We start from the raw sequence: 22,968 nt of genomic DNA, 5'->3' as shown, positions 1-22,968 counted from the left end.
CCGCGGGCCGGTCCTCCCGCGACCGGCCCGCCCATCCGCACGCACGCAGGGGAGGGCCACCGTGGAACCCACCACCGCACGCCTGTCCGACTCGTGGCGCCACTGCGTCGGCACGGGACGGCTCAACCTGGCGCTGAGATCGGACTACCGGGAGTCGCTCGCGCTCGTGCAGCGCGACATCGGCTTCCGCCACATCCGCGGCCACGGGCTGCTGTCCGACGACATGGGCGTGCACCGGAAGTCCGCTGTGGACGGTGGCACGCGGTACTCGTTCACCTACCTGGACCAGGTGTTCGACACCTACCTGGAGCTGGGTGTGCGGCCGTTCGTGGAGCTGGGGTTCATGCCGTCCTCGCTGGCCTCCGGCGACGACACGGTGTTCTGGTGGAAGGGCAACATCACCCCGCCGCGCTACCCCAGCGAGTGGGCGGCACTGGTGCGCGCGGTGGTCCTGCACCTGGTCGACCGCTACGGCGTCGACGAGGTGCGCACCTGGCCCATCGAGGTGTGGAACGAGCCGAACCTGGTGGAGTTCTGGAAGGACGCCGACCAGGAGGCGTACTTCCGGCTCTACGAGACCACCGCGCGGGCGGTGAAGGACGTCGACGCTGGCCTCCAGGTCGGCGGGCCCGCCCTGTCGCCCGGCTCCGACGACTGGTGGGCGCCGTTCGCCGACTTCGCCACCCGCCGGGACGTGCCGGTCGACTTCGTCAGCAGGCACGCCTACTCCTCCGGTCCCGCGCAGCACATCCCGTTCGGCACCTACCAGACGCTGGAGCCGCCCAGCTCGCTGCTCGACCAGTTCGACGCGCCGCGCAAGCACCTGGCGGGCACGGCGCTGGCCGGGCTCCCGGTGCACATCACCGAGTTCAACTCCTCCTACCGGCCGGACAACCCGATCCACGACACGGCCTACCACGCCGCGTACCTGGCACCGGTCCTGGTCGGCGGCCTCGACCTCGTGGACTCCTACTCCTACTGGACGTTCTGCGACGTGTTCGAGGAGGTCGACGTGCCGACCTCGGTGTTCCACGGCGGTTTCGGCCTGCTCACCCACCGGCAGGTCCCGAAGCCGACCTACCACCTCTACGCCTTCCTGGCCCGCATGGGCCCGCTCGTCCTCGCCTGCGGCGAGGACCACCTGGTCTGCGCGGACGACGACGGGCGGGTCACGGTGCTGGCGTGGCAGCCCGTCGGCGGGACGGCCGCGCCGGACGTGCCGGACCGGCACGAGGTCCGGGTCTCGGTCCCGGTGGTCGGGACCCGCGCGTTCGTCCGCCGGGAACGGGTGAACGAGCACGACGGCAACGCGTTCGCGGCCTGGCGCGAGCTCGGCAGGCCGGACTCGCCGGACACCAGGACGTTCGACCTGCTGCGCGACTGCGCCCGTCCGGCGGTGGAGCACCGGTCGCTCGCGGTCGACGGCGGACGGGTGGAGCTGGTGCTCCCGTTGGCGCGGCACGAGATCACCTTCGTCGAGGTGCGCCCGGTGCGCCCGCAGGAGCACACCGGGCTGGACGACCGGCGGCTGCTCGGCGGCTCCGACGACCGGCTCGTCGCGGAGCACGAGCGGTGACGGCCACCTCGGACCCGGCCGCCGAGATCGGCGGCGACCTCCTGTCGCGCGTGTCGGCCGTCGTGTACTGGTTCCTGGTCGTCGAGGTGCTGCTGGTGCTGACGACCGCGCCCGCGCTGGTCGCGGTCGTGCTCCTGGCGGGCGGCGAGGGGAACGCGCCGCTGATCGGCCTGTGCTTCGTACCGGTGGCCCCCGCGCTGTCGGCCGCGGTCTTCGCCTGGCGGGTGTTCCGCACCGACCGGGACCTGGCGCCCGCCCGGCACTTCCGGCGCGGCTACCGGCTCAACTGGCTCGACGTGCTGCGCTGGTGGGTGCCGACGCTCGCGGTGCTCACCCTGATCGGCTTCACCCTGGCCAACCTGGACGCGGCGGGCGTGCCCGCGGGGTACGGCCCGGTGCTGGTCCTGGTCGCGCTGGGTGTGCTGGTGTGGGCCGCGCAGGCCCTCGTGCTGTCCTCCGCGCTGTCGCTGCGGACGCGCGACCTCGTGCGGCTGGCGGGCTACTACCTCGGCGCCCGCCCGGCGGTCGCGCTCGGCACGCTGTCGCTGGTCGTCGCCGCCGTCGGCATCGTGGCCCTGACCTCCGACTGGGTGCTCGTCCTGCTGGCCTCGCCCGGCACGTTCGTCCTGCTGCGCAACGCCGACCCGGTGCTGCGCGACGCCACCGGGAGGTTCACCGCATGACGCGGATCGGCTACGGCGGCGACTACAACCCGGAGCAGTGGCCGCGGGAGGTGTGGGACGCCGACTACCGGGCGTTCGCACTGGCGGGCATCGACACCCTGACCGTCGGCGTCTTCGCCTGGGCGCACCTGCAACCGGCGGAGGACCGCTACGACTTCGCCGTGATGGACGCGATCGTCGGGCGCGCCACCGCGGAGGGCAAGAGGATCGTGCTCGCCACGCCCACCGGTGCGATGCCGCCCTGGCTCGCTCACGCCTACCCGGACGCGTGCCGGGTGGACTTCGAGGGGCGCAGGCACGTCTACGGGCAGCGGCACAACGCGTGTCCGTCCTCTTCGGACTTCCGCAGGCTGTCGTCGGCGTTGGCCGGGCGGCTCGCCGACCGCTACGGCGCCAACAAGGCCGTCGTGGCCTGGCACGTCGGCAACGAGTACGGCGGCGCGTGCTGGTGCCCGGCGTGCGGCGCGGCTTTCCGGGACTGGCTGCGGAAGTCCTACGGCGACCTCGACCGGCTGAACCACGCGTGGAACACGGTGTTCTGGTCGCACACGTTCACCGACTGGGAGCAGATCCCGCCGCCGAACGCGCTGTCGGAGCACTGGCGCGGACCGGACCACACGGCGTTCCAGGGGATCACCCTGGACTACCGGCGGTTCATGTCCGACGCGCTGCTCGGCGGGTTCCTCGCGGAGAAGGCCGCGATCCGCGAGCACGTGCCGACCACACCCGTCACGACGAACCTGATGGGCCTCTACCAGCCCGTCGACTACCACCGGTGGGCACCGCACCTGGACTTCGCGTCCTGGGACAACTACCCGCCCGCGGACCCGTCACCGGTGCGCACGGCCGCGCGGATGGCGTTGGCGCACGGGCTCGTCCGCGGGCTCAAGGGCGGGAAGCCGTTCTGGGTCATGGAGCAGACCCCGTCGACGACCGCGAGCCGGGACGTCAACCCCGTCAAACGGCCGGGTGTGCTGCGGTTGTGGTCGTGGCAGTCGGTGGCGCACGGCGCGGACGCCGTCCTGTACTTCCAGATGCGCAACTCGCGGGGTGCCTGCGAGAAGTACCACGGGGCGGTGCTCGACCACGCGGGCAGGACCGACACGCGGGTCTTCCGCGAGGTCGCCGAGCTCGGTGCCGAGCTGGCACGGGTCGGCGACGCGGTGCTGGGCGCCCGGACACCCGCGCGCGTGGCGCTGCTGGTCGACTGGGACAGCTGGTGGGCGGTCGAGATGTCCGACGGGCCGAACCGCCACGTGCGCTACCTCGACGTGGTCACCGCCTACCACCGCGCGCTGTGGCAGGCGGGCGTCCCGCTCGACGTGCTGCCGGTGACGGCCGACCTCACCCGCTACGACGTGGTCGTGGCACCGTTGCTGCACATGGTGAAGGGCGACCTCCCCGAGCGGGTGTGGGACCTGGTGGACCGCGGCGGGTCGTTCCTGACCACGGCGCTGTCCGGCCGGGTGGACGAGGACGACAACGCGTTCCTGGCCGACGTGCCGGGGTCGTTCGCGGGCCTGCTCGGGGTGCGGGTGGAGGAGACCGACGCGCAGCCGCCGGACGTGGTGAACCCGGTGTCGTTCGGCGGTGCCGCGCACGACGCCCGGCACGTGTTCGAGGTGGTCGTGCCGGAGTCGGCGGAGGTGCTCGGCACCTACGGCGCCGACTTCTACGCCGGGACTCCGGCGGTCACCCGCGCCGCGCGGGGGCGGGGGAGTGCCTGGTACGTCGGCACCTTCCTCGACGACTCGGGTGTCGCGGCCGTGGTGCGGTCCGTGCTGGCCGAGCACCGGCTGGTCGGGCCGCTGGCCGACGTGCCGGGCGTCGAGGTCGCCGAGCGCGTCACGGTGGCGGGGGAGCGGTACGTGTTCGTGTTGAACCACAGCGGTTCCGCGGTCACCGTGCCGTGTCCGGCGGGTGGTGTCGACCTGCTCGGCGGGCGAGCGTTCACCGCCGGGGACGACCTGGCGCTGGCCCCGACGGCCGTGGTCCTGCTGCGCTGTCAGTAGATCCGACGGCCGCGAGCGTCGGGCACGCCGGACTTGCGGTGGAAGTAGGTGTTCACCTGGTCGCGCCACTCGGTGGCGGACCGGAGCTGCTCGCCGAGCAGCTCGGTGACCCGCCGGAACGTCGACGCTGGCACCCGGCCCTCCAGCTCCGCCCAGGTGGCGGCCATCCGGACCACCTCCTCGCGGCCGTCGAAGTGGGTGTCGTAGATGTGCTGGACGACCGTGGTGCCCGAGTGCAGGACGTGGCCGTACGGGACGTGGTGGAAGAACAGCAGCAGCTCGTCCGGGCAGGTCTCCGGCGACTCGTAGAGGTTCCGCCAGGGCGGTGGGAACTGCCCGGTGAACCCGGTCCCGGTCGCGCGGGTGCGGTCGACGCCGACGCCGTCGCGGTCGGCGAAGTGGTAGGTGCCCCAGGGGGAGTACTCGTACCCGTCCACGTCGGGCCCGTAGTGGCCGCCGGGGCGGACCATGAAGCCGACGCCCAGCGGCGCGGTGTACTTCTCGTAGGTGCGCCAGGAGTCGTCCACGAGCCGGTGCAGCGGTCCGCGGACGTCCGGGTCGGCGAACGTCAGGCCGATCCACTCGTCCAGGACCTCCGCGGAGGTCAGCCGGTCGTCCCACGCGAGCCTGCCGAACCCGTAGAGGTTGGCCTGCGCCAACGGGTGCCCGGTCCAGAACGGGTCGTCGCCCGCGTTGGACACGGCCACCACGCCGCCCGCGGGCCCGCTCGCCCGCCCGGCCGCGATGTCCGCGACCGTGCCCTCCTCCTCGCCCCACGGCCGGAACGAGAGCATCTCCCGCCACAGCGGCACGAGGTGGCACACGTGCTTCTGGTGCCCGGTGTACTCCTGCGTCACCTGCAGCTCCACGGCCAGCCGCGTCGAGGGCATCGCCGCGATCACCGGTGACACCGGCTCGCGCGTCTGGAAGTCGATCGGCCCCGCCTTCACCTGCACGACGACGTTGTCGTCGAACCTGCCGTCCAGCGGCGCGAAGTGGTCGTGGGCGGCCCGCGCCCGATCCGTCGTCCGGTCCCGCCAGTCCTGGCGGTGGTTGTAGACGAACGCGCGCCAGAACACCGTGCCGCCGAAGGGCTTCAGCGCCCGCGCGAGCGCGTTCGCCCCGTCCGCGTGGTCGCGGCCGTACCCGAACGGCCCCGGCTGCCCCTCCGAGTCGGCCTTCACCACGTAGCCCGCGAAGTCGGGGATCGCCGCGTAGACGTCGGCGGTGGTCCGCGCCCACCAGTCCCGCACCTCGGGGTCGAGCGGGTCCGCGGTGGCCAGTCCGCCGAGCGTGACCGGCGCGGCGAAGCTCACCGACAGGCACACCTTGATGCCCTGCGGGCGGAACACCGCGGCCAGCCGGACCACGTCGGGCAGCAGGTCAGTCAGCAGCCGCGCCTCCGTGCGGTGCACGTTCACGTTGTTCAGGCCCACCCGGTTGATCCCGATGGAGGCGAGCAGCCGCGCGTAGGCGGCGACCCGGCCCAGGTCGGCGCGCACCACCCCGTTGTCGTAGAACAGGGAACCGCCCGCGTAGCCGCGTTCGACCTGCCCCATCACCGGGTGGACGTCCACGTTGTCCCAGTGGTCCAGCATCCGGATCGCCTGCCGGGGCGCGACCCGTTCCGTCCAGGTCCCGTCGAACGCCGCTTCGCCGCGCCGCACCACGTGGTGGAACCCGTAGAGCAGTCCGGGGCCGCCGTTCGCGTGGACTGTGGTGGTCCTGTCCTCTCGTGTCACGGTGAACGCTTCTGTTCCGCCGTTCCCGCATATCAGGTCCAGGTCCACGGGTTCTTGGCTGTCGACCAGTACGCCGCCGTGCTCTGCCACCGCTGCCGCAACCTCGCCGCGCACTGTGTCGACGAGTGGTCCGCTCCCGGCGATCCGGATCCGCCGGGAACCCAGTGGCCGCAACGCGAACGAGGGAAGCCAGGCCGGGTCCACGCCGTGGGGGAGGGGGGCGGTGGATTGGTTCATGCATTGAACTTAAGGAGGGATGGCTTGGTGGGGCAAGGCTTCTTGTTGGTCGGTGTCCACCGTGGTTTCAGTGTTGGTCGAAATTGGTGGGGTCTAGACCGGTATCGCGTAGCCGAGTTCTTCCGCGGCGGTGGACCAGAGGCTCTCCGGGTCGGTTACCGCGGGTGCGTCGATGCTGCGGAGTTCTGCCATCAGGGCCTCGGTGAAGGCGTCCGCGCGGGCCATGACGTCCTCGTCGTCATCGTCGTCGTCCGGGTAGTCGTCGCGGTCTTCCATGGCGTCGACCTCGGCGCTGGCGCGTTCGTAGACCAGGGAGCAGGCGATCAGGGAGGGGATGTCGGAGTTGACGAGGTGGGGTTCGGTGTCGTCGTCCATGTAGAGGTGCACGTGGCCGGTTTGCCGGTCTACGGCGAGGGTGCTGATGCCGTCGTCGCGGGCGATGACGGTGCAGTTGTGGTGGGGGAGGAGGGGGAGTGGGGCGGTCGACCAGGTGCCGGGGTAGGGCACGGTGCCGCGTTGGGAGAGGAGGGCGAGGAGTTGGGCGTCGTCCACGGTGGGAGTTTATCGGGGGTGGGGTGGGTGGGGGTCGCCTGGTGTTCTAGCCGCGGTGGGGCTCGCCCGGTGTCGCTTCCACGGTCTACGGGGTGTCGCTACAGCTGTCTCCGGGTGCGGTCGGCTTGACTTGGGGCCCCTTTTTTGGGCTTCGTCGGGCGAAAAAGGGCAGGTGGTAGAGCCTGCCCGCCGACTCATTTTAAGCCCAAAAACCCCAAGTCAAGCCGACCGCACGAGCGGACGAGCGTGCTCGCTTCCAGCGTCGTTGGGGGCTTGTGTGTTGGTTCCAGCGTCGTCAGGCGACTTGTGTTTTGGTTCCAGCGTCGTTGGGCCGCTTGTGTGTTTGTTCCAGCGTTGTTGGGCGGCTGGTGTTCTGGGTTTTACTCCGGTGCGTTGGGGCGGGTTAGGCCTAGGTCGTAGGTGAGGATTACGGCTTGGACGCGGTCGCGGGCGCCGATTTTGGCCAGGACACGGCCTACGTGGGTTTTGACGGTGGATTCGGAGAGGAAGAGGCGTGCGGCGATTTCGCCGTTGGTCCAGCCTTGGCCGATGGCCAGCAGGATCTGGTGTTCGCGGGTGGTGAGGGTGGAGAGGCGGGGGTCGTCGGTTGGTGGGGTGGTGGGTGGTTCGAGGTGTTGGGTGAAGGTGTCGAGGAGGCGGCGGGTGAGGGCGGGGGCGATGACGGCGTCGCCTGCGGCGACGGCGCGGATGCCTGCGAGGAGTTCTTCGGGGTGGGCGTCCTTGAGGAGGAAGCCGCTGGCGCCCGCGCGCAGGGCGGCGTGGGCGTACTCGTCGAGGTCGAAGGTGGTGAGGATGAGGACGCGGGACCGGCCGCCGGTGTCGACGATGCGGCGGGTGGCCTCGATGCCGTCCATGCCGGGCATGCGGACGTCCATGAGGATGACGTCCGGGTGCAGTTCGGAGGCCATGCGGACGGCCTCGGTGCCGCGGGAGGCCTCGCCGAGGACCTCGGTGTCGGGGTTGCTGTCGAGGAGCATGCGGAAGCCGAAGCGCTGCAACGGGTGGTCGTCGACGATGAGGACGGTGGTCATGCGGCCCCCGTGGTCGCGCGGGGTGCGGACAGGGCGAGGGTGGCGTGGACCGTCCAGCCGCCCCGCGGGGTGGGGCCCGCGCCGAAGGTGCCGTCGTAGAGCGCGGCGCGTTCGCGCATTCCGGTGAGGCCATGGCCTTCGTCCTGGCCGGCGGCGGGGCGGTGGGTGCCGGGACCGGTGTCGGTGACGTCGATGCTCACGCGGGTGTCCTCGACGGTGATGGCCAGGGTGATCGTGGTGTTGCCGCCCGCGTGCTTGAGCGCGTTGGTCAGGGACTCCTGGGCGATGCGGTACACGGCGAGCTGCACGCTGCGGTCGAGGGAGGCCAGGTCGCCGTCGGTGTGCTGCACGACGTGCGGACCGGCGGCGCGGATCCGGGCGCACAGGTCGTCGACGTCGATGCCGCCGGGGTGCAGGGCGAGGTCGGTGGGGTCGGTGTGCTCGCGCAGCACGCCGAGGCTGCGGCGCAGCTCCCGCAGTGCCTGGCGGCCGGTGTCGCCGATGAGCAGCAGCGCCTGGCGGCCGCGGTCGGGTGACAGCGCGGCGGCGTAGCCGCCGCCGTCGGCGAGGGTGATCATGACGGAGACGTGGTGGCCGACGATGTCGTGCATCTCGCGGGCGACGCGGGTGCGTTCGGTGGCGGCGGCGAGCCTGCTGCGCTGGTCACGTTCGACCTCCAGACGGGCGGCGCGGTCGCGGAGTCCGGCGAGCTGGACGCGGCGGATCCGCAGGGCGAGTCCGACCGAGACCGCCGCGATGATGTTGGTCAGGATGTAGAAGAACGCGTCCAGGAACGACACGTCGTTGCGGACCCGCAGGATCATCAGGGTCAGGACGGCCATCGTGACGGCGACGGCGGCGGGCAGCCGCCGCGGCACCCCGTGCAGAGCCAGGCTGCACAGGGCGATCAGCACCGCGGCGTCGGCGCGCAGCCAGGCGCCCAGCGACCACTGGACGAGGAACACCGCGATCACGACGCCCAGCACCGGTCCCGGCCACCGTCTGCGCCAGTACAGCGGCAGTACCAGCCCGGCCTGGAGCGCGACGGTCCCCTGCCACGACAGGTGGTTCACGGTCGGGAGGATGGTGTGGTCGGCGTAGTCCGCCGAGCAGCCGCACGGGACCAGGTCGGGCACGCAGAACACCAGCACGACACCCACGACCAGGGCGAGGTCGGTCAGCCACGGCCGGGCGGCGTCGTGCCGCTGGAGCCGCCGCCACAGGCGGGAAGCGCGCTCGTACAGGGGATGGCTCCACAGCGCGTCCGCCTCATCCGGTCCGGACGTGGTGCTTACGGGGGTCACCCGCCCATCGTGGTCGACCGGGCGCGGGCAGGTCGGCGCACCCCCGTGGTCACGCGGTCACGACGAATCCGTCGACGACCCGCACGGGGATGCGGACCAGCGGGGCGTTGGCCGGGCCTCCGGTGACCCCGCCGTCGCGGTCGAAGGTCGATCCGTGGCAGGCGCAGCGGAACCCGTCCTCGACCGGCGCGACCGGGCAGCCCTGGTGCGTGCACGCGGCGTTGACCGCCAGGAAGGTGTCGGCGACCGGCCGCAGCAGGTAGGCGGGTGTGCCGTCGGGCGCGGTGAACCTCGTGGACGACCCGACCGCGACGCTGTCGACGGCGGCGATCCTGGTGCCGGCCTCGGCGGGCGGCGGGGCCGCGGGTTGCTCGGACGGGCGTCGCGCGAGGGCGAGTGCGCTGCCCGCGGCGATCCCGAGCGCCGCCGCCACGGCCGCGGTCGCACCGCCGAGCACGACCACGCGGCGGTCGACCTCCTCGGCGGTGCCGAACCGCCCGGAGCCGGCTCGCACGCGTCGGCGCAGCGGGGTGGTCACCGTGAGCACACCCGCGTCGCCCGCGAGGACCAGCGGGGTCCAGGCGAAGGCGAAGACGATGTCGGAGCCGAAGTAGTACGGGCTGGTGGTCCAGCTGACCACCAGGAAGAAGCCGACCGCCAGCAGGAGACCGCCGAGCGCGGCCAGGCGGGTGAACAGCCCCAGCAGGGTGCCGAGCCCGACGGCGACCTCGGCGAACGCGATGGCCGGACCGGCTACCGCGGAGTGGTCGGCCAGCGGCGACACCAGCGCCCCGATGGGCGAGGTCGTCGCGGCGTGCAGCATCTGGGCGTGGACGCCGAGAGGGGACGAGTCGTCGAGGTAGACAGGGTCGAGGAGCTTGGACAGCCCGGCGTAGGCGAACGTGCCGCCGAGGAAGGCGCGCAGGGGCAGCAGGACCCAGCCCGGCGAGGCCAGCCGGGGATCGGCCCGCAGCCTGCCGGACAGGGTTCGCGGCCGGGTGGTGGGGGAGGCCATGGACGAGGTGTTCCTTCGTGGTCGGGGACGCCACGTGGTCGGGGAGCCCGGGGGGAGCTCCCGGACCACGTGGCGCGCGCGGAGCCCGGACGGGCTCGGGTCATGCGGTGGCGGGGCTGTAGAGCAGCAGGCCGATGCACATCTCGTCGCTGGTGCCGTCGCCCCAGACCACGTACCGCGGCGGCAGCGTCTTGAGCTGGGGCAGCTGCTTGCGCAGGGACGCGTCGTGGGTGCAGGTGACCCGGATCCGGTCGCCCGCCTTGACGTCGACGGGCGCGGGGGTGGGCCGCATCTTCTGGGCGTCGAAGTCGAACACCGGCACGTCGAGCAGGGTCTGCGCGGTGGGGGTGCCGGGGTTGAGCTCCACCTTGATGGAGCGCCCGAGCAGGTGCATGTGGCCCAGTGCCGCGTAGATCGTGAGGGCCTGCGGCGCCTCCACGTCGCAGGTCTGGGTGTTGCCGGGCTTCGGCACACCGCCGCCGCACCGCTCGACCAGCCTGGCCTCCGTGCCGCCGACGTCCTCGCCGAACCGCTTCGCGACGTCCGCGACCGCCGTCGCGCGGTCGCACAGCGGGCCGGACTCGCCCTCGGCGCAGGGCAGCTCGATCGGCACGTCCAGCGGGGCCGTGTCCAGCGGCTTGGTGGCGGCCGTCCCCGCCTTCATCCGCAGCCGGACGCTGGACTTGTCCGTCTCGCCGGACTTCCCGTCGGTGGCGAGCAGGTTGTAGTGGATCTGCAGGACGACCAGGCTGCCGGGGGTGACCGGGAACCCGACGTCCTGCTGGAGCAGCGTCTCGGTGCCGTTGGGCGTCCAGGTGTCCACCCACACCGGGGGCTTGGCGCCGCCCCGCAGCCCACTGTCGCCGAAGCAGGTCCAGCCGTCGCCGGGGGAGCCCGCGTCCTTGGCCTTCGCCTCCTCCGCGATCTCGGGCGGCACGACGAACACCAGGGCGTGGTGCACGATCGGCGCGTTCTGGGGCTGGAACCGCGTGCCCGTGAGGAATCCGGGCTCGGTGATCTTCGGGTCGAGCAGCAGGCAGCGGTACTCGTCGGTGCCGCCGTTGGGCGCGGAGGGCTGGTAGGGGTTCGACATCGACAGGTCGACGAACCGCTCGCCCTCCCGCAGCGGCGCGGTCGGCACCGGCGCGCCGGTGGCGGTGTGCCCGGCGTGACCGGAGGCGGCCGACGACGTCGCGGAGGCCTCACCGGACTTGGCGTCCGTGGTCGCCGACGAGCAGCCCGCCAGCACGATCGCCAGCGCGGCGCCCGCCGCCGCGAGTGCCCGCGTCCGCGGTGCTCTGGTGCGGTTGGTCATGACACCCTCTCGTCCGAGCCGCGCCTGGTAAGCGGCTTCCTCTTGGCACGCTAGGAGGTGCGGCGGCGGTGGTTCGTCATCCCGTGGTGCGATCGGCGGCATGCGGCGTAGTACCGCGGTACCACCCGCGACGACGGGGAGTGAGGCGCCGGAGTCGCCCATTAGGGCGCTGCGGCTGCGCGGTTCGGGTGCCATGTTGGAGTCCGGCGTACCGACGGGACCTGTGGGCGGGGGATCGCGGATGGGACGGACAACGGCGTTCGTGCTGGTGGCGGTGGGTGTTCTGGTCACCGGGTGCCTGGGCGGGACGACGGTCGAGGACCCGGCGCGCAACGCCGACGCCAAGGACGTGACGTTGACGATCGTCGCGAACGCGGTGTCGGGCGGGAAGAACGCGCGCGGAGCGGACTGGATCGCGAACTGGGTGATCCCGAGGTTCACCGAGGCCCAGAAGGCCAAGGGCGTGACGATGGCGGTGAGGTTCGAGCAGAGCGGCACGGCCGACGAGGCGTTCAAGACCAAGGTCGCGCTGGACTTCAAGACCGGTGGCGGCGGCGACGTGGTCGAGCTGGACGGCATCTGGCTGGGAGAATTCGCCCAGGCGGGACAGGTCAAGCCGCTCGACGACGTCGTGGGGAAGGCCGATGTCGACGCGTGGGACGGCTGGAAGCAGATCCCGGAGGCGGTGCAGGGGCTCGGCCGGTTCGAGGGCAAGCGGTACGGCGTCCCGATGGGCACCGACGGGCGGGTGCTGTACTACAACAAGAAGCTGTTCGCGCAGGCCGGGCTGCCCGCCGACTGGCAGCCGAGGAGCTGGGACGAGCTGCTGTCCGCCGCCGCGGCGTTGAAGGCGCTGCCCGGTGTCACGCCCCTCCAGCTCAACGCGGGCACCGCGATGGGCGAGGCGACCTCGATGCAGGGTGTGCTGCCCGCGCTGGTCGGTACCGGGAAGCCGGTGCACGAGGACGGCAAGTGGCAGGGCGCGACCTCCGGGGTCAAGGACGTCCTGGGTCTCTACCAGCGGATCTACCGCGACGGGCTGGGCGATCCGGTGCTGCAGCAGGAGGCGAACGGGCGGGACCGGTCCTTCCGGCTGTTCGCCGAGGACAAGATCGGCATCCTGCTGGAGGGCGACTACTTCTGGCGTTCGGTGGTGGAGCCCAAGAACGGCGTGGCGAAGATGGCCGACCGGGACGCCGCCGTCGGCTGGGCCCTGATGCCCGCCCAGCGGCCCGGTGCCGGTGTCGGCGGGCAGGACTTCGTCAGCATGTCCGGTGGCGGCGTGCGGGTGGTCAACCCGAACTCGCGGTTCCCCAAGCAGGCCTGGGAGTTCATGCGGTTCCTCAACTCCGCGGAGGCGGTCAAGGCCTCGCTGGCGGGCACCGCCCAGATCACCCAACGGGGCGACGTGAACGACGAGGTGCTGGCGGGCGACCCGATGCTGTCCTTCGTCGCGGACAAGGTCCTGCCGATCACCCGGTACCGGCCGGGGCTCGCGGACTACCCGAAGGTGTCGGCGGCGCTCCAGCAGGCCACCGCCGACGTCGTCGCGGGCAAGAGCCCGGACGACGCGGCGAAGGCCTACCAGGACGCGCTGGTCAAGGCCGTCGGCGAGGGATCCGTTGCCACGGGCTGACCTCCGCGCGAGCGGGCCCCGCGACGTGGCCGGGCTCGGTGTCGCGCGGGCGGTCGGGTTCGTGGCGCCCGCGCTGCTGCTGGTCGGCGTGTTCCTGGTCTTCCCCGCCCTGTGGACGCTCTACATCGGCGTCACCGACTACCAGCTCACCGGGCCGGCGGCCGCGGCGCCGAGCGCGGTCGGACTGGACAACTTCGCCGCGGTGCTGGACGACGCGCTGTTCACGAACTCGTTGTGGCTGACGGCGCTGTTCGTCCTCGGGTCCGCGGTGGTGGGCCAGAACGCCCTCGGCTTCGCGCTGGCGTGGCTGCTGCGCCGGGTGCGGCCGTGGCTGCGCCGCACCACCGAGGGACTGGTGCTGCTGGCCTGGATCCTGCCCGGCCCGGTGGTGGCCTACCTCTGGTTCGCGGTGCTCAGCCGCGACGGCGGCACCCTGGGCCTGCTGCTGGACGACCCGACGACGGCCTGGCTCGTCCAGTACCCCATGGTCAGCCTCGTCGTGTTCAACGTCTGGCGCGGCACCGCGTTCTCCATGCTGCTCTACACCTCCGCGCTGGCCGCCGTGCCGCCGTCGCAGCTGGAGACCGCGCGGCTGGTCGGCGCGAACGGGTGGCAGGCGGTCCGCGACGTGGTGTTCCCGCACATCCGCGGGCACGTGCTGACCAACACGCTGCTCATCAGCCTGTGGACCGCCAACGACTTCACGCCGTTCCTGCTCACCGCGGGCGGCCCGAACCACGAGTCGGAGGTGCTGCCCGTGCTGATCTACCGGCAGGCCCTGGAGGGCGGGCGGCTGGGGTACGCGTCGGCCATGTCATCGCTGCTGCTGGTCGGCAACCTGGTGGTCGCGCTGGTGTACCTCAGGCTGCTGCGGAGGCGGGCGTGACCCCGGCGTGGGTGGTGCGGCGGATCGGGCTGTACGTCCTGGTCGCCGTGGTGCTGGCGTTCTTCGCGGTGCCGGTGCTGTGGCTGGCCTCGGCGCCGTTCGACGCGCGGCCGGGGCTGGGACTGCGGTGGCCGGACTGGACGTTCGCCAACGTGGCGACCACCTTCCGCCACCCGTACGCGGTGACGTCGCTGGTCAACTCGGTCCTGCTGTGCGTGGTCGCGACCGCGGTGACGACGGTGTCCGCCGCGCTGGCCGCGTACTCGCTCTCGCGCGTGCGGATCCCCGGCCGCGACGCGCTGCTGTACCTGCTGCTGTTGCTGTCCAGCGTGGTGACCGGCACCGCGGCGATGGTGCCGATCTTCGTGCTGATGCTCCAGCTCGGTCTGATCGACTCCCGGTTCGGGACGGCCCTGGTGATCGCGGGCGGCATGCTGCCCGCCGCGATCTTCATCCTCAAGGACTTCGTGGACTCGGTCCCGCGCTCCTACGAGGAGTCCGCGCGGGTGTTCGGCGCCTCGCCGGGGCAGGTGCTGGGCCACGTGGTCCTGCCGGTCGCGCGGCCGGGGGTCGCGACGATCCTGGTGTGGTCGTTCGTCAACGCGTGGGGCAACTTCCTGCTGCCGTTCCTGCTGCTGCGCGACGTCGGCAAGCAACCGGCGGCGGTGCTGCTGCGCACCTTGCAGGACGAGGGCGGCAGCGCCGACCTTGCGGTCATCCCGGTGTTCTCGCTGCTGTACTCGATCCCGGTGGTCGTGCTGTACCTGTTCGTCAGCAAGCGGTACGGGTTCCGCTTCCACGGAGGGATCAAGAGCTGATGGCGGGCGTCGAGATCGGTGGTCTGTCCACTGTGTACCCGAACGGGGTGCGCGCGGTGGACGGTCTGGACCTGGGTGTCGTCGACGGCGAGCTGTTCGCGTTGCTCGGCCCGTCCGGGTGCGGCAAGACCACGCTGCTGCGCACGATCGCGGGACTGGAGCAGGCCACCGACGGGAAGGTCCTGATCGGCGGGCGCGACGTGACGCGGGAGCAGCCCGGCTCGCGCGGGGTCGCGATGGTGTTCCAGGACTACGCCCTGTTCCCGCACATGACCGTGGCGGAGAACATCGCCTACCCGCTGCGGGTCCGCCGCGCCCCCAAGGCGAGGCAGCGCGAGGTGGCCGAGCGGACCGCGGCGGGACTGAGCCTGTCCGGGCTGCTCGACCGCAGGCCGGGTCAGCTCTCCGGCGGCCAGCAGCAGCGCACCGCGCTCGCCAGGGCGGTGGCGGTGGAGGCCGACGTGCTGCTGCTCGACGAGCCGCTGTCCAACCTGGACGCCCGGCTTCGGTTGGAGGCGCGGACGTTCCTCAAGCGCCTGCAACGGGAGCTGGCGCTCACGACGGTGTTCGTGACGCACGACCAGGCGGAGGCGTTGGCGCTGGCCGACCGGATCGCGGTCATGGAGTCGGGCCGGATCCGGCAGCTCGGCACGCCGCGTGAGGTGTTCCAGCGGCCCGCCGACACGTTCGTCGCGAACTTCATCGGCTCCACGCCGATGAACCTGCTCGACGGCGTGGTCCGCGGCGACGGGGTCGAGTGCGTCGGCGCGCTGCTGCCGCTGCCCGCCGACCTCGCCGACGGCACGCCCGTCGTGGTGGGCGTGCGGCCGGAGTACCTGACCGTCGCGGCGGAGGGGATCGCCGGTCGGGTGTCCATCGTGGAGAACCTGGGTGTGACCTCGTTGGTGACGCTGGAGTGCGCCGGCGGCACGCTGGTCGGCCTGACCGTCCCGGAGCAGGAGGAGCCCGCCGTCGGTGACGCGCTGCACGCCTGCCCGGCACCCGGTCGGCTGCTCTGCTACGGCGAGGACGGCCTGCTGCTCGGGGCCGTCTGAGGATCGGCGAGACCGGTGACGAGCCGGTCGAACAGGCGGGTGAACGTCGCCGACTCCTCGGCGGTCCAGTCGGCCATGGCGTCGACGAACACGTCCCGCAGCCGCTCGCGCATCGCCCCCACGGTCCGTTCGCCGAGCTCGGTGAGCACCAGTGTGGTGGCACGCGCGTCGGTGGGGTGGGGCTGTCGGGCGAGCAGCCCCGCCTGTTCGAGGCGGGTGGCGTAGCGGGTGGTCACGGTGCGTTCGAGGCCGATCCGCGCGGCGAGCTCGCTGGTGGTCGCCGGGCCGAGGCGGGCGAGCCCGGACAGCACCGGGTAGGTCGTCCCGTCCACGCCCTCGGTGTCGGCGATCAGCACCCGGTACAGGTGGGCGCGGCTGCTGCGCAGCAGGAGGTCGCCGAAGGCGGCGGCGACCCGCGCCCCGTCGTCGCGTCTGGACATGTGACCCAGGGTACGTGCAATCCACACGCACCTCCTGCTACCGTCAAGGTGCGTGTAGATTACACGCACTTGGTGAGGAGGCAGCCATGACCGAGCCCGTTCGTCCCGAGGACGTCCTGCCCGACGGCGTGGACTTCGGTGTCCTGAACGGCGTCGAGGTCCGCAAGGGCAGCGTCGCGGCGTTCGTCGCCAACGCCAAGCGCCTCGACGACCTCCGGCCCGGCTCGCCCGAGCACGACGGCGTCCTGGCCGAGCTGCGCCGCCTGGTCCCGGCGCTGCGGGCCGTCGGCGTCCTCGACGTCTTCGCGCCCCGGTCGGCGGCGCTCGCGGACGTGATCGCGGGGGAGTGAGGCCACCGGGGTCGGGGAGGACCAGCGGGGTCCTCCCCGGAGCGGTCAGTAGTCGCTGTTGCCCCTCTTGTCGTAGGCCGAGTCCGGCACGGTGAACCGCGGCTTCCCGCCCGGCGGGTTCGCCATCTGGACGAGGTCCTTGGGGCCGAAGTCGCCCAGCTCGTGCAGTTCGATGCCGCATTCCGGGAAGACGGCCGCGACCCAGGCGGTGGGGACGTTCCACGCGATCCCGAACGACTCGTAGTGGGCCGCGTTCTCGTGCACGGGCTCGGCGGGAGCGTCCTCCTGGGGTTTCGCGGGGCCGCCCTGGAAGTCCTCGCCGTACACGACGGACCTCATCACCTTCTCCAGTTCGAGCAGCGCGGTGTCGTCGGTCCCGAGCGCGGTCGAGCGGTCGAAGGTGAGGTCGTTCAGGAGCGGGAACCCGCGCTTTGTCGAGGTGCCGTGCGCCGGCACGAGGGTGGCCCTGCCCTCCGTCACGAACCCGTGCGCGTCGAGGAAGAGGTGGACGTGCGGGTACTCGACGGCGCCGTTCGGGCCCCACGCGAAGTGCTCGGACTTGGTGGCCCCGCTCTTCCCCGCCTTGGTGCGCACGCCGCCGGGGAGCTTCGCGGGCCACTGGAAGCCCAGTTCCTTCGAGGCCTTCGCCTTGCGCATCGACTCGACGCGCAGGAGGGCCTTGTCGAAGTCCTTCGTCCGCTTCCCGGCCGGGATCCCGACGTCGTCGTTGAGGAAGGAGACCAGGGTCTGGATGTCCGGACCGCTCAACGCCACCGCGTTGCCGCCGTCGGACGGGAAGATCTCGTTGCCCTTCCTGGTCCACTCGATCCCGCCGAACGTGAAGTCCGCCTTCTTCGCCGCGGCCGCGGCGGCGGCCAGTCCGTTCCAGTCGCGGAACTCGTCGAGCAGCACCACGTGCGGTGCGGTGGAGGTGTGGATCGTGCCGGCGTTGACGTTCCGGTACAGGTGGATGAAGTGGTAGTCGTTGAGGTGCAGAACGAGGTCATCGGCGCGGATCTTCACCCGTCGAGGCTATTCGGCGCCCGATCCCCCGTCAGGGTGGAGTTCTCCCCGCGGCATCGCGAAAACGAATCGGATCTGGGCCGTCCACGAATCGCGAGCGACCCTCGGAACAGCGGACACCTTCAGGTGAAGCGGCCGGTCCGGGACGCCCGCGGGTCCACCACGCGCGCTATTCCTCTGAGGCGGCGCGCGGACGAGCCCGCCCGGTGAGGAGACGCCGATGCACGGGCCTGTCGACCTGGTCGTCGTCGGCGGTGGCGCGGCTGGTGCTCGCCTCCCTCCCGCTGTGGGCCCGGTTGCAGGCCGGGACCGACGAGGAGCTCAACACCCGCACGGGCTGCCTGTGGTTCGGCGACCCGCGCGCGCCCGGCGCGGAAGGGCGGATCGACGCGGTGCAACGGATCATGGCCCAGCTGGACGTGCCGTTCGAACGCCTCACCGCCCACGAGGTGACCCGGCGGTTCGGCTTCACGGGCATCCGGCGTGGTGGACGGGGTTCCTGCAGCCCGACGGCGCCGCCACCGACGTGAAGGCGACCCTGCGCGCGTTGCACCGGTCGGCCCGCGACTCGCCGCACGTCGAGCTGCGGCAGGGGGAGCGGGTCACCGCGATCCGCGCCGGTGCCGACGGCGTCCGCGTCGAGACCGACGCCGGGACCACCGTCCACGCGGCCAAGCTCGTGATCGCCGCCGGTCCGGAGACCAACTCGGTGCTGCGGCTGCTGGGTCTGGAGCTGGACACCAGGACGTGGACCATGGTCTCGGCCTACTTCCGCACCACCTCGCCGGCCGCGGACCTGCCGACGTGGATCGACTTCCAGGCCTCGACCGGCACCGATCCCGGTCTCTACTACGGGTTCCCCGAGCTGTCCTGGGAACGCCCCGGCTTCGCGCGGGTCGGCGCGAACTACCCGAGCGCTGTCCGGCGCGAACCGGACGACCGGCCTGGACCGCCCGACCAGGGGGTCGTCGCCCTGATCGGGGACTGGGTGCGCGGGCACATGCCGTGGCTGGACCCGACCCCCGTCGACGCCTCCGCGTGCGTCTGCTCACTGTTCACCCGTCCCGACGCGCCCGGTCTGCTGGCGCGCGAGACCCTGGTCGACCTCGTGCCGGGACACCCCGACGTCGTCGTCTGCGTCACCGGCTGGGTGTTCAAGATCGCCCCGCTGCTCGGTGCGATCTGCGTCGACCTCGCCCTGGAGGGCCGCACCGGCCACGACGTCACCACGGCGGCGTCGAGCCCGGACCTGTGGCGCCCCACCGCGGTCGGGTCGTGGCGGTGACCGGGCGGCACCTGGTCGAGCGCGTCCGGACCGACGAGGGGGTGGTGCTCTTCGTGGTGCGCGACCGCGCCCTGGACGCCGGTCCGGCCAACGGCGGGCTGCGGCTGCTGGCCTACGGCAGCGAGCACCGCGCGCTCGGCGACGGCGTGCGGCTGGCCCGCCGGATGACGCTCAAGCACACCCTCTACGCCACCGGGTTCTCCGGGGCGAAGCTGACCGCGAGCGCGGACCCCACGACGGTCGACCGGGGCGCGCTGCCGCGTGCGGTGGGGGACGTCCTCAACAGCCAAGGCGGCAGGCTGTACACGGGCTGCGACATGAACACCACCGACGCCGACATGCGGGTGCTGGCCGGGTTCTCGCCGTACGTGCTGGCCGCCGTGGACGCCGGTCTGGCCACCACCCACGGCGTGGTCGCCGCCGTCCGCCAGGCCGTGGGCGGACCGGTCGCGGGGAGGGCGTTCCTGGTGCACGGCGTCGGGAAGACCGGCGCGTCGGTGGCCGCGATGCTCGCCGGGGACGGCGGCCGGGGCACCACCTACGACCACGACCCGTCGGCACGGCCGGTGCCCGGCTGCACCGCGCTGCCGCCCGCGGCGGCCTGGTGGGACCGGCCGGTGGACGTGCTGGTGCTCTGCTCGGCCTCCGGCGTGGTCGACGAGCGCGTCGCGGACCGGCTGCGCTGCCGGGTCGTGGTGAGCGGCGCGAACTGCCCGTTCACCAGCCGTGCGGTCGAACGGCGGCTGGTCGCGCGCGGCGTGCTGTGCGTGCCGGACGTGGTGGCGAACGCGGGCGCGGTCATCTGCGACTCGGTCGAGCACCACCGGCCCGCGGAGTTCCGGTCGTGCCCGCCGCAGGAGGTCTACCGGTTCGTCGCCGCGACGGTCGCCGACCGGACCGCCGAGCTGCCGCGGTTGGCCGGAGGTGACGCCCTGCGGGTCGACGTGGCGTTGCGCCTGCTGCTCGACAGGTCACCGGACGCGGTGTGCGGGCGCCGCTTCGCGGTGCCGGAGCGCGCGTGCCCGGCGCCCGCGTGACCTCCGGGGTCCCGAAGGTGTGGTCGGAGATCACCCGGTATGGGTCGTGTGACGCGGAAAGGTCGGCCGGGGCGGCGCAAGCTCACGATCATGAACTGGGTCGTGGTGTTGAGTTGGGTCCTGCCGATCGTGGGTGGCTGCGGCACCTACCTGGCGCGCGACCACCGCGTGGGGTGGGTGATCGGGCTGGGCACCCAGGTGATGTGGATCATGCTGGGGATCGTGACCGGGCTGACCGGGCTCGCCGCGTCCGCGCTCTGGTTCGGGGCCATCCAGTTCCGCAACTGGCGCACGTTCACCCCGCGGGTGGTGCACCAGCCCGCGTGCACCGGGTGCCCGTGCGCGGCGACCGCGACCGCGCCGCGACGACGCCGGGCCGCCGTCGGGGCGCCCGCGAGGTGATGATGTGATCTGCCCCTGCTGAACGGACGACCGTCCACGAGGGAACCGGAGTGCCGTCCGGGGCGTCTTGGACGTGGAGCGGGGAGGTCCGCTCGATGAAAGGGGCACTGCCTTGACTGATCGAGGCGATCGCATCGTCGCCGTCCTCGAGGACGCGTTCGAGGACCTGATGTCGGCCGACCCGGCCGCTTTCCGGGCCAAGTTCCGGAAGATGGCGGCCGAGCCGTGGGCGTTCTACCGCGGGAGCGCGTGCCTGTTCTACGCGGACATGGCTCAGGAACCCGACAAATGGGCCGACGAGCGGACAAGTCGGGTGTGGATCCAGGGCGACCTGCACGCCGAGAACTTCGGGACCTACATGGACGCCGAGGGCACCCTGGTGTTCGACGTCAACGACTTCGACGAGGCCTACCTCGGGTCGTTCACGTGGGACGTGCGGCGGTTCGCGGCGAGCATGGCGCTGCTCGGCTGGCGCAAGGCGTTGTCGGACCGGATCATCGAGGAGCTCGTCCGCACCTACGTCACCGCCTACGTCAACCAGGTCCGGTCCTTCGCGGAGAACCCGAACGACGAGCTGTTCAGCCTCCGGCTCGACAGCACGGAGGGCGCGCTGCACCAGGTCCTGCTGCAGGCGCGGCTGGCCACCAGGGTCGAGCTGCTGGACGACACCACGGTCATCGTCGACTACGAGCGGCGGTTCCGCCGCGACCGCGCGGGCGTGCGGGAGCTGGGCGACGAGGAGCGCGCGGCCGTCGAGCGGGCGTTCGCCGGCTACCTGGACACCATCCCCTCCGGCAAGAAGGCGAGCAGCAGCCTCACCTACGCCGTCAAGGACGTGGTGGGGCGCAGCGGTTTCGGCATCGGCTCGGCCGGGCTGCCCGCGTACAACGTCCTGGTCGAGGGTCGCACCCAGGCGTTGGAGAACGACGTCGTCCTGTCGATGAAGCAGGCGAACGTGGCCGCCCCCAGCCGGATCGTGCGCGACGAGCACATCCGCGAGTACTTCACCGACCACGGCCACCGCACCGCCGTGTCGCAGCGGGCGTTGCAGGCGCACGCCGACCCGTGGCTCGGGCACACCGAGATCGACGGCGTGGGGTACGTGGTGTCCGAATTGTCCCCGTACGTCTCGGATCTGGACTGGTCGGACCTCACCGAGCCCGCGGACATGCTGCCGGTGCTGGGTTATCTCGGCCGGGCGACCGCGAAGATGCACTGCGTCGCCGACTCCGACTCCGAGCAGACGCTGGTCGACTTCCAGTGCGAGGAGGCCATCGCCGCCGCGATCGGCGACCGCGACACCGAGTTCGCCGACTCGGTCGTCGAGTTCGCCCTGCGCTACGCCGCGCAGACCCGCGAGGACCACCGGCTGTTCGTGGACGCGTTCCGCGAGGGGCGGATCAAGGGGATCGAGTCGACCGAGGCGCGCTGACGGCTCGGGGTGGGTCCGCCGCCCGATCGGCGGACCCGCTGCCGTCGTCGGGGTCCGGTAAACCCCGCGCACCCGGAAGTCGTTGGCATCCAAGGTGTGCCGATGAGGCCGACCTTGGAAGACGTCGCCAGGGCCGCGGCCGTGTCCCGTGCCACCGTGTCGCGAGTGGTGAACAACCAGCCGGGGGTGGCGCCACCGGTGCGCGAGTGGGTGCGGGGGATCATCGCGGAGACCGGGTACCAGCCGCACCTGGGCGCGCGGGCGCTGGTGTCCGGGCAGGCGGACGTGGTGGACCTGGTGATCGTGGACGACGACCCGCGGGCGCTGAGCGCGAACCCGCACTACTCGCGGGTCATCTCCGGGGGGGGTGGAAGTGCTGGCGCGCAACGAGGTCCAGCTGCGCGTGAAGCTGGTGACGCGCGCCGGGACGGCGCGGCTGCTGACCGCCGACACCCGTCCACTCGGGACGCTGCTGGTCAACGTCCACGCCGACCTGGCGGCGCGGTTGCGGCGCGACGGCCGGGTGGTGTCGATGGGGCGGTCGGCCCCGCGCGTGCCGTTCTTCGAGCCGGACAACGCGGCCGGGGTGCGGATGGCGGTGCGGCACCTGCTCGACAGCGGCCGCCGGAGGATCGCGGCCGTGCACGGCCCGGTGGACAACCCGTGCGCGGTGGACCGGCGGACCGGGTACCTGGAGGCGATGGCGGAGGTCGGGCTGGAGCCGGTGTCGCTGGAGGGCGACTTCACCCGTCCGACGGCGCTGCGGGCGGCCCGTGAGCTGTTCGCCGGGCACCCGGACGTGGACGCGGTCTTCGCCGCCTGCGACCTGACCGCCTCGGCGGTGCTCCAGGCGGCGGCCGAGTCCGGTCGTCGGGTACCCGACGACGTGGCCGTGGTGGGGTTCGACGACAGCGTGCTCGCCTCGTCGGCCAGCGTCCCGCTGACGTCGGTGGCGAGCCCGGTGGAGCGGCTGGCGGCGTCGGCGACGATGGTGCTGCTGGAACCCGCGTCCCGCGGTGTCGGCCGCGCCCGCGTCCCGGTCGGGCTCACGGTGCGCCGCAGCAGCGTGGCGGTCTGAGAACGCGGTAGCCCCTGGTAGGTCTTCCACGGCGGGTC

At 72.2% G+C, this 22,968-nt stretch carries 22 protein-coding genes and 1 pseudogene; 15 read left to right on the top strand and 8 right to left on the bottom strand.

Features of this window, described 5'->3' with window-relative positions; genetic code table 11:
• Positions 1–61: 61 nt before the first annotated feature.
• Genes CLV43_RS06445 through CLV43_RS06435 form a run of 3 tightly spaced genes read left to right on the top strand, consistent with a single transcriptional unit; the run spans position 62 to position 4,271 of the window.
• Complete coding sequence (locus CLV43_RS06445; RefSeq protein ID WP_106186136.1) at positions 62–1,576, top strand: GH39 family glycosyl hydrolase; 1,515 nt, start codon at positions 62–64, stop codon at positions 1,574–1,576.
• Positions 1,573–2,259 (top strand): glycosyl transferase, encoded by a 687-nt coding sequence (locus CLV43_RS06440; RefSeq protein WP_106186135.1) that lies wholly within the window; start codon positions 1,573–1,575, stop codon positions 2,257–2,259. Before CLV43_RS06445 ends, CLV43_RS06440 begins: the two co-directional genes overlap by 4 nt.
• Positions 2,256–4,271 carry a beta-galactosidase gene (locus tag CLV43_RS06435; RefSeq protein ID WP_106186134.1) on the top strand — a complete coding sequence of 672 codons (2,016 nt, stop codon included), beginning with the start codon at positions 2,256–2,258 and terminating at the stop codon, positions 4,269–4,271. Before CLV43_RS06440 ends, CLV43_RS06435 begins: the two co-directional genes overlap by 4 nt.
• Here CLV43_RS06435 and CLV43_RS06430 read toward each other — a convergent pair.
• The 6 genes from CLV43_RS06430 to CLV43_RS06405 all read right to left on the bottom strand — a co-directional run bounded on the left by CLV43_RS06430 (position 4,265) and on the right by CLV43_RS06405 (position 11,488).
• A complete protein-coding gene (locus CLV43_RS06430) occupies positions 4,265–6,013 on the bottom strand; it encodes an alpha-glucuronidase (protein ID WP_245886193.1) in 1,749 nt (582 codons plus the stop codon). The genes CLV43_RS06435 and CLV43_RS06430 overlap by 7 nt on opposite strands.
• A gap of 330 nt (positions 6,014–6,343) precedes the next feature.
• Positions 6,344–6,802 (bottom strand): SUKH-4 family immunity protein, encoded by a 459-nt coding sequence (locus CLV43_RS06425; RefSeq protein WP_106186132.1) that lies wholly within the window; start codon positions 6,800–6,802, stop codon positions 6,344–6,346.
• A gap of 380 nt (positions 6,803–7,182) precedes the next feature.
• Positions 7,183–7,854, bottom strand: a complete 672-nt coding sequence (locus tag CLV43_RS06420; RefSeq protein ID WP_106186131.1) for a response regulator — start codon at positions 7,852–7,854, stop codon at positions 7,183–7,185.
• Positions 7,851–9,158, bottom strand: coding sequence for a sensor histidine kinase (locus CLV43_RS06415; protein WP_106186130.1), 1,308 nt, complete (start codon positions 9,156–9,158; stop codon positions 7,851–7,853). The genes CLV43_RS06420 and CLV43_RS06415 overlap by 4 nt, the downstream gene beginning before the upstream one ends.
• Before the next feature lie 49 nt (positions 9,159–9,207).
• Positions 9,208–10,173 (bottom strand): Rieske 2Fe-2S domain-containing protein, encoded by a 966-nt coding sequence (locus tag CLV43_RS06410; RefSeq protein WP_106186129.1) that lies wholly within the window; start codon positions 10,171–10,173, stop codon positions 9,208–9,210.
• Positions 10,174–10,273: 100 nt separating this feature from the next.
• On the bottom strand, positions 10,274–11,488 hold the full coding sequence (locus CLV43_RS06405) for a monooxygenase (RefSeq protein WP_106186128.1): 1,215 nt from the start codon (positions 11,486–11,488) through the stop codon (positions 10,274–10,276).
• A 241-nt stretch (positions 11,489–11,729) separates the two neighbouring features.
• Here CLV43_RS06405 and CLV43_RS06400 point away from each other — a divergent pair, with 241 nt between their 5' ends.
• Genes CLV43_RS06400 through CLV43_RS06385 form a run of 4 tightly spaced genes read left to right on the top strand, consistent with a single transcriptional unit; the run spans position 11,730 to position 15,883 of the window.
• On the top strand, positions 11,730–13,124 hold the full coding sequence (locus CLV43_RS06400; RefSeq protein ID WP_106186127.1) for an extracellular solute-binding protein: 1,395 nt from the start codon (positions 11,730–11,732) through the stop codon (positions 13,122–13,124).
• On the top strand, positions 13,111–14,010 hold the full coding sequence (locus tag CLV43_RS06395) for a carbohydrate ABC transporter permease (RefSeq protein ID WP_106186126.1): 900 nt from the start codon (positions 13,111–13,113) through the stop codon (positions 14,008–14,010). Before CLV43_RS06400 ends, CLV43_RS06395 begins: the two co-directional genes overlap by 14 nt.
• Positions 14,007–14,828, top strand: a complete 822-nt coding sequence (locus CLV43_RS06390; RefSeq protein ID WP_106186125.1) for a carbohydrate ABC transporter permease — start codon at positions 14,007–14,009, stop codon at positions 14,826–14,828. Before CLV43_RS06395 ends, CLV43_RS06390 begins: the two co-directional genes overlap by 4 nt.
• Positions 14,828–15,883, top strand: a complete 1,056-nt coding sequence (locus CLV43_RS06385; protein WP_106186124.1) for an ABC transporter ATP-binding protein — start codon at positions 14,828–14,830, stop codon at positions 15,881–15,883. Before CLV43_RS06390 ends, CLV43_RS06385 begins: the two co-directional genes overlap by 1 nt.
• Here the strand turns inward: CLV43_RS06385 and CLV43_RS06380 are convergent.
• Positions 15,847–16,323 carry a MarR family winged helix-turn-helix transcriptional regulator gene (locus CLV43_RS06380; protein ID WP_106186123.1) on the bottom strand — a complete coding sequence of 159 codons (477 nt, stop codon included), beginning with the start codon at positions 16,321–16,323 and terminating at the stop codon, positions 15,847–15,849. The two genes, CLV43_RS06385 and CLV43_RS06380, sit on opposite strands and share 37 nt — an antisense overlap.
• Before the next feature lie 86 nt (positions 16,324–16,409).
• Between CLV43_RS06380 and CLV43_RS06375 the strand changes: the two genes are divergently transcribed.
• Positions 16,410–16,673 (top strand): hypothetical protein, encoded by a 264-nt coding sequence (locus tag CLV43_RS06375; RefSeq protein ID WP_106186122.1) that lies wholly within the window; start codon positions 16,410–16,412, stop codon positions 16,671–16,673.
• Between the two features lie 45 nt (positions 16,674–16,718).
• On the opposite strand, the gene CLV43_RS06370 is transcribed toward CLV43_RS06375, so the two are convergent.
• On the bottom strand, positions 16,719–17,696 hold the full coding sequence (locus tag CLV43_RS06370; RefSeq protein WP_106186121.1) for a hypothetical protein: 978 nt from the start codon (positions 17,694–17,696) through the stop codon (positions 16,719–16,721).
• Between the two features lie 206 nt (positions 17,697–17,902).
• On the opposite strand from CLV43_RS06370, the gene CLV43_RS06365 reads away from it, so the two are divergent.
• From CLV43_RS06365 to CLV43_RS06335, 7 genes and pseudogenes are all read left to right on the top strand, one after another.
• Positions 17,903–18,226: an FAD-binding oxidoreductase/lyase gene (locus CLV43_RS06365; protein WP_146174661.1), complete on the top strand. Its 324-nt coding sequence runs from the start codon at positions 17,903–17,905 to the stop codon at positions 18,224–18,226.
• On the top strand, positions 18,196–18,981 hold the full coding sequence (locus CLV43_RS06360) for an FAD-dependent oxidoreductase (protein WP_342749758.1): 786 nt from the start codon (positions 18,196–18,198) through the stop codon (positions 18,979–18,981). The genes CLV43_RS06365 and CLV43_RS06360 overlap by 31 nt, the downstream gene beginning before the upstream one ends.
• Complete coding sequence (locus CLV43_RS47630; RefSeq protein WP_170155714.1) at positions 18,978–20,018, top strand: Glu/Leu/Phe/Val dehydrogenase dimerization domain-containing protein; 1,041 nt, start codon at positions 18,978–18,980, stop codon at positions 20,016–20,018. The genes CLV43_RS06360 and CLV43_RS47630 overlap by 4 nt, the downstream gene beginning before the upstream one ends.
• A 90-nt stretch (positions 20,019–20,108) precedes the next feature.
• A complete protein-coding gene (locus CLV43_RS06350) occupies positions 20,109–20,420 on the top strand; it encodes a hypothetical protein (protein WP_106186119.1) in 312 nt (103 codons plus the stop codon).
• Positions 20,421–20,589: 169 nt separating this feature from the next.
• On the top strand, positions 20,590–21,852 hold the full coding sequence (locus CLV43_RS06345) for a DUF2252 domain-containing protein (protein WP_106186782.1): 1,263 nt from the start codon (positions 20,590–20,592) through the stop codon (positions 21,850–21,852).
• 102 nt (positions 21,853–21,954) lie between these two features.
• A pseudogene (locus CLV43_RS49990) lies at positions 21,955–22,086 on the top strand (LacI family DNA-binding transcriptional regulator); the annotation flags it as partial.
• Between the two features lie 139 nt (positions 22,087–22,225).
• Positions 22,226–22,930, top strand: a complete 705-nt coding sequence (locus CLV43_RS06335) for a substrate-binding domain-containing protein (protein ID WP_106186118.1) — start codon at positions 22,226–22,228, stop codon at positions 22,928–22,930.
• Positions 22,931–22,968 lie beyond the last annotated feature (38 nt).

This window comes from Umezawaea tangerina, from assembly GCF_003002815.1.
Lineage (GTDB): Bacteria > Actinomycetota > Actinomycetes > Mycobacteriales > Pseudonocardiaceae > Umezawaea > Umezawaea tangerina.
The sequence above is the reverse complement of the archived record's forward strand: the minus strand, read 5'-3'. Positions and strand labels throughout refer to the sequence as shown.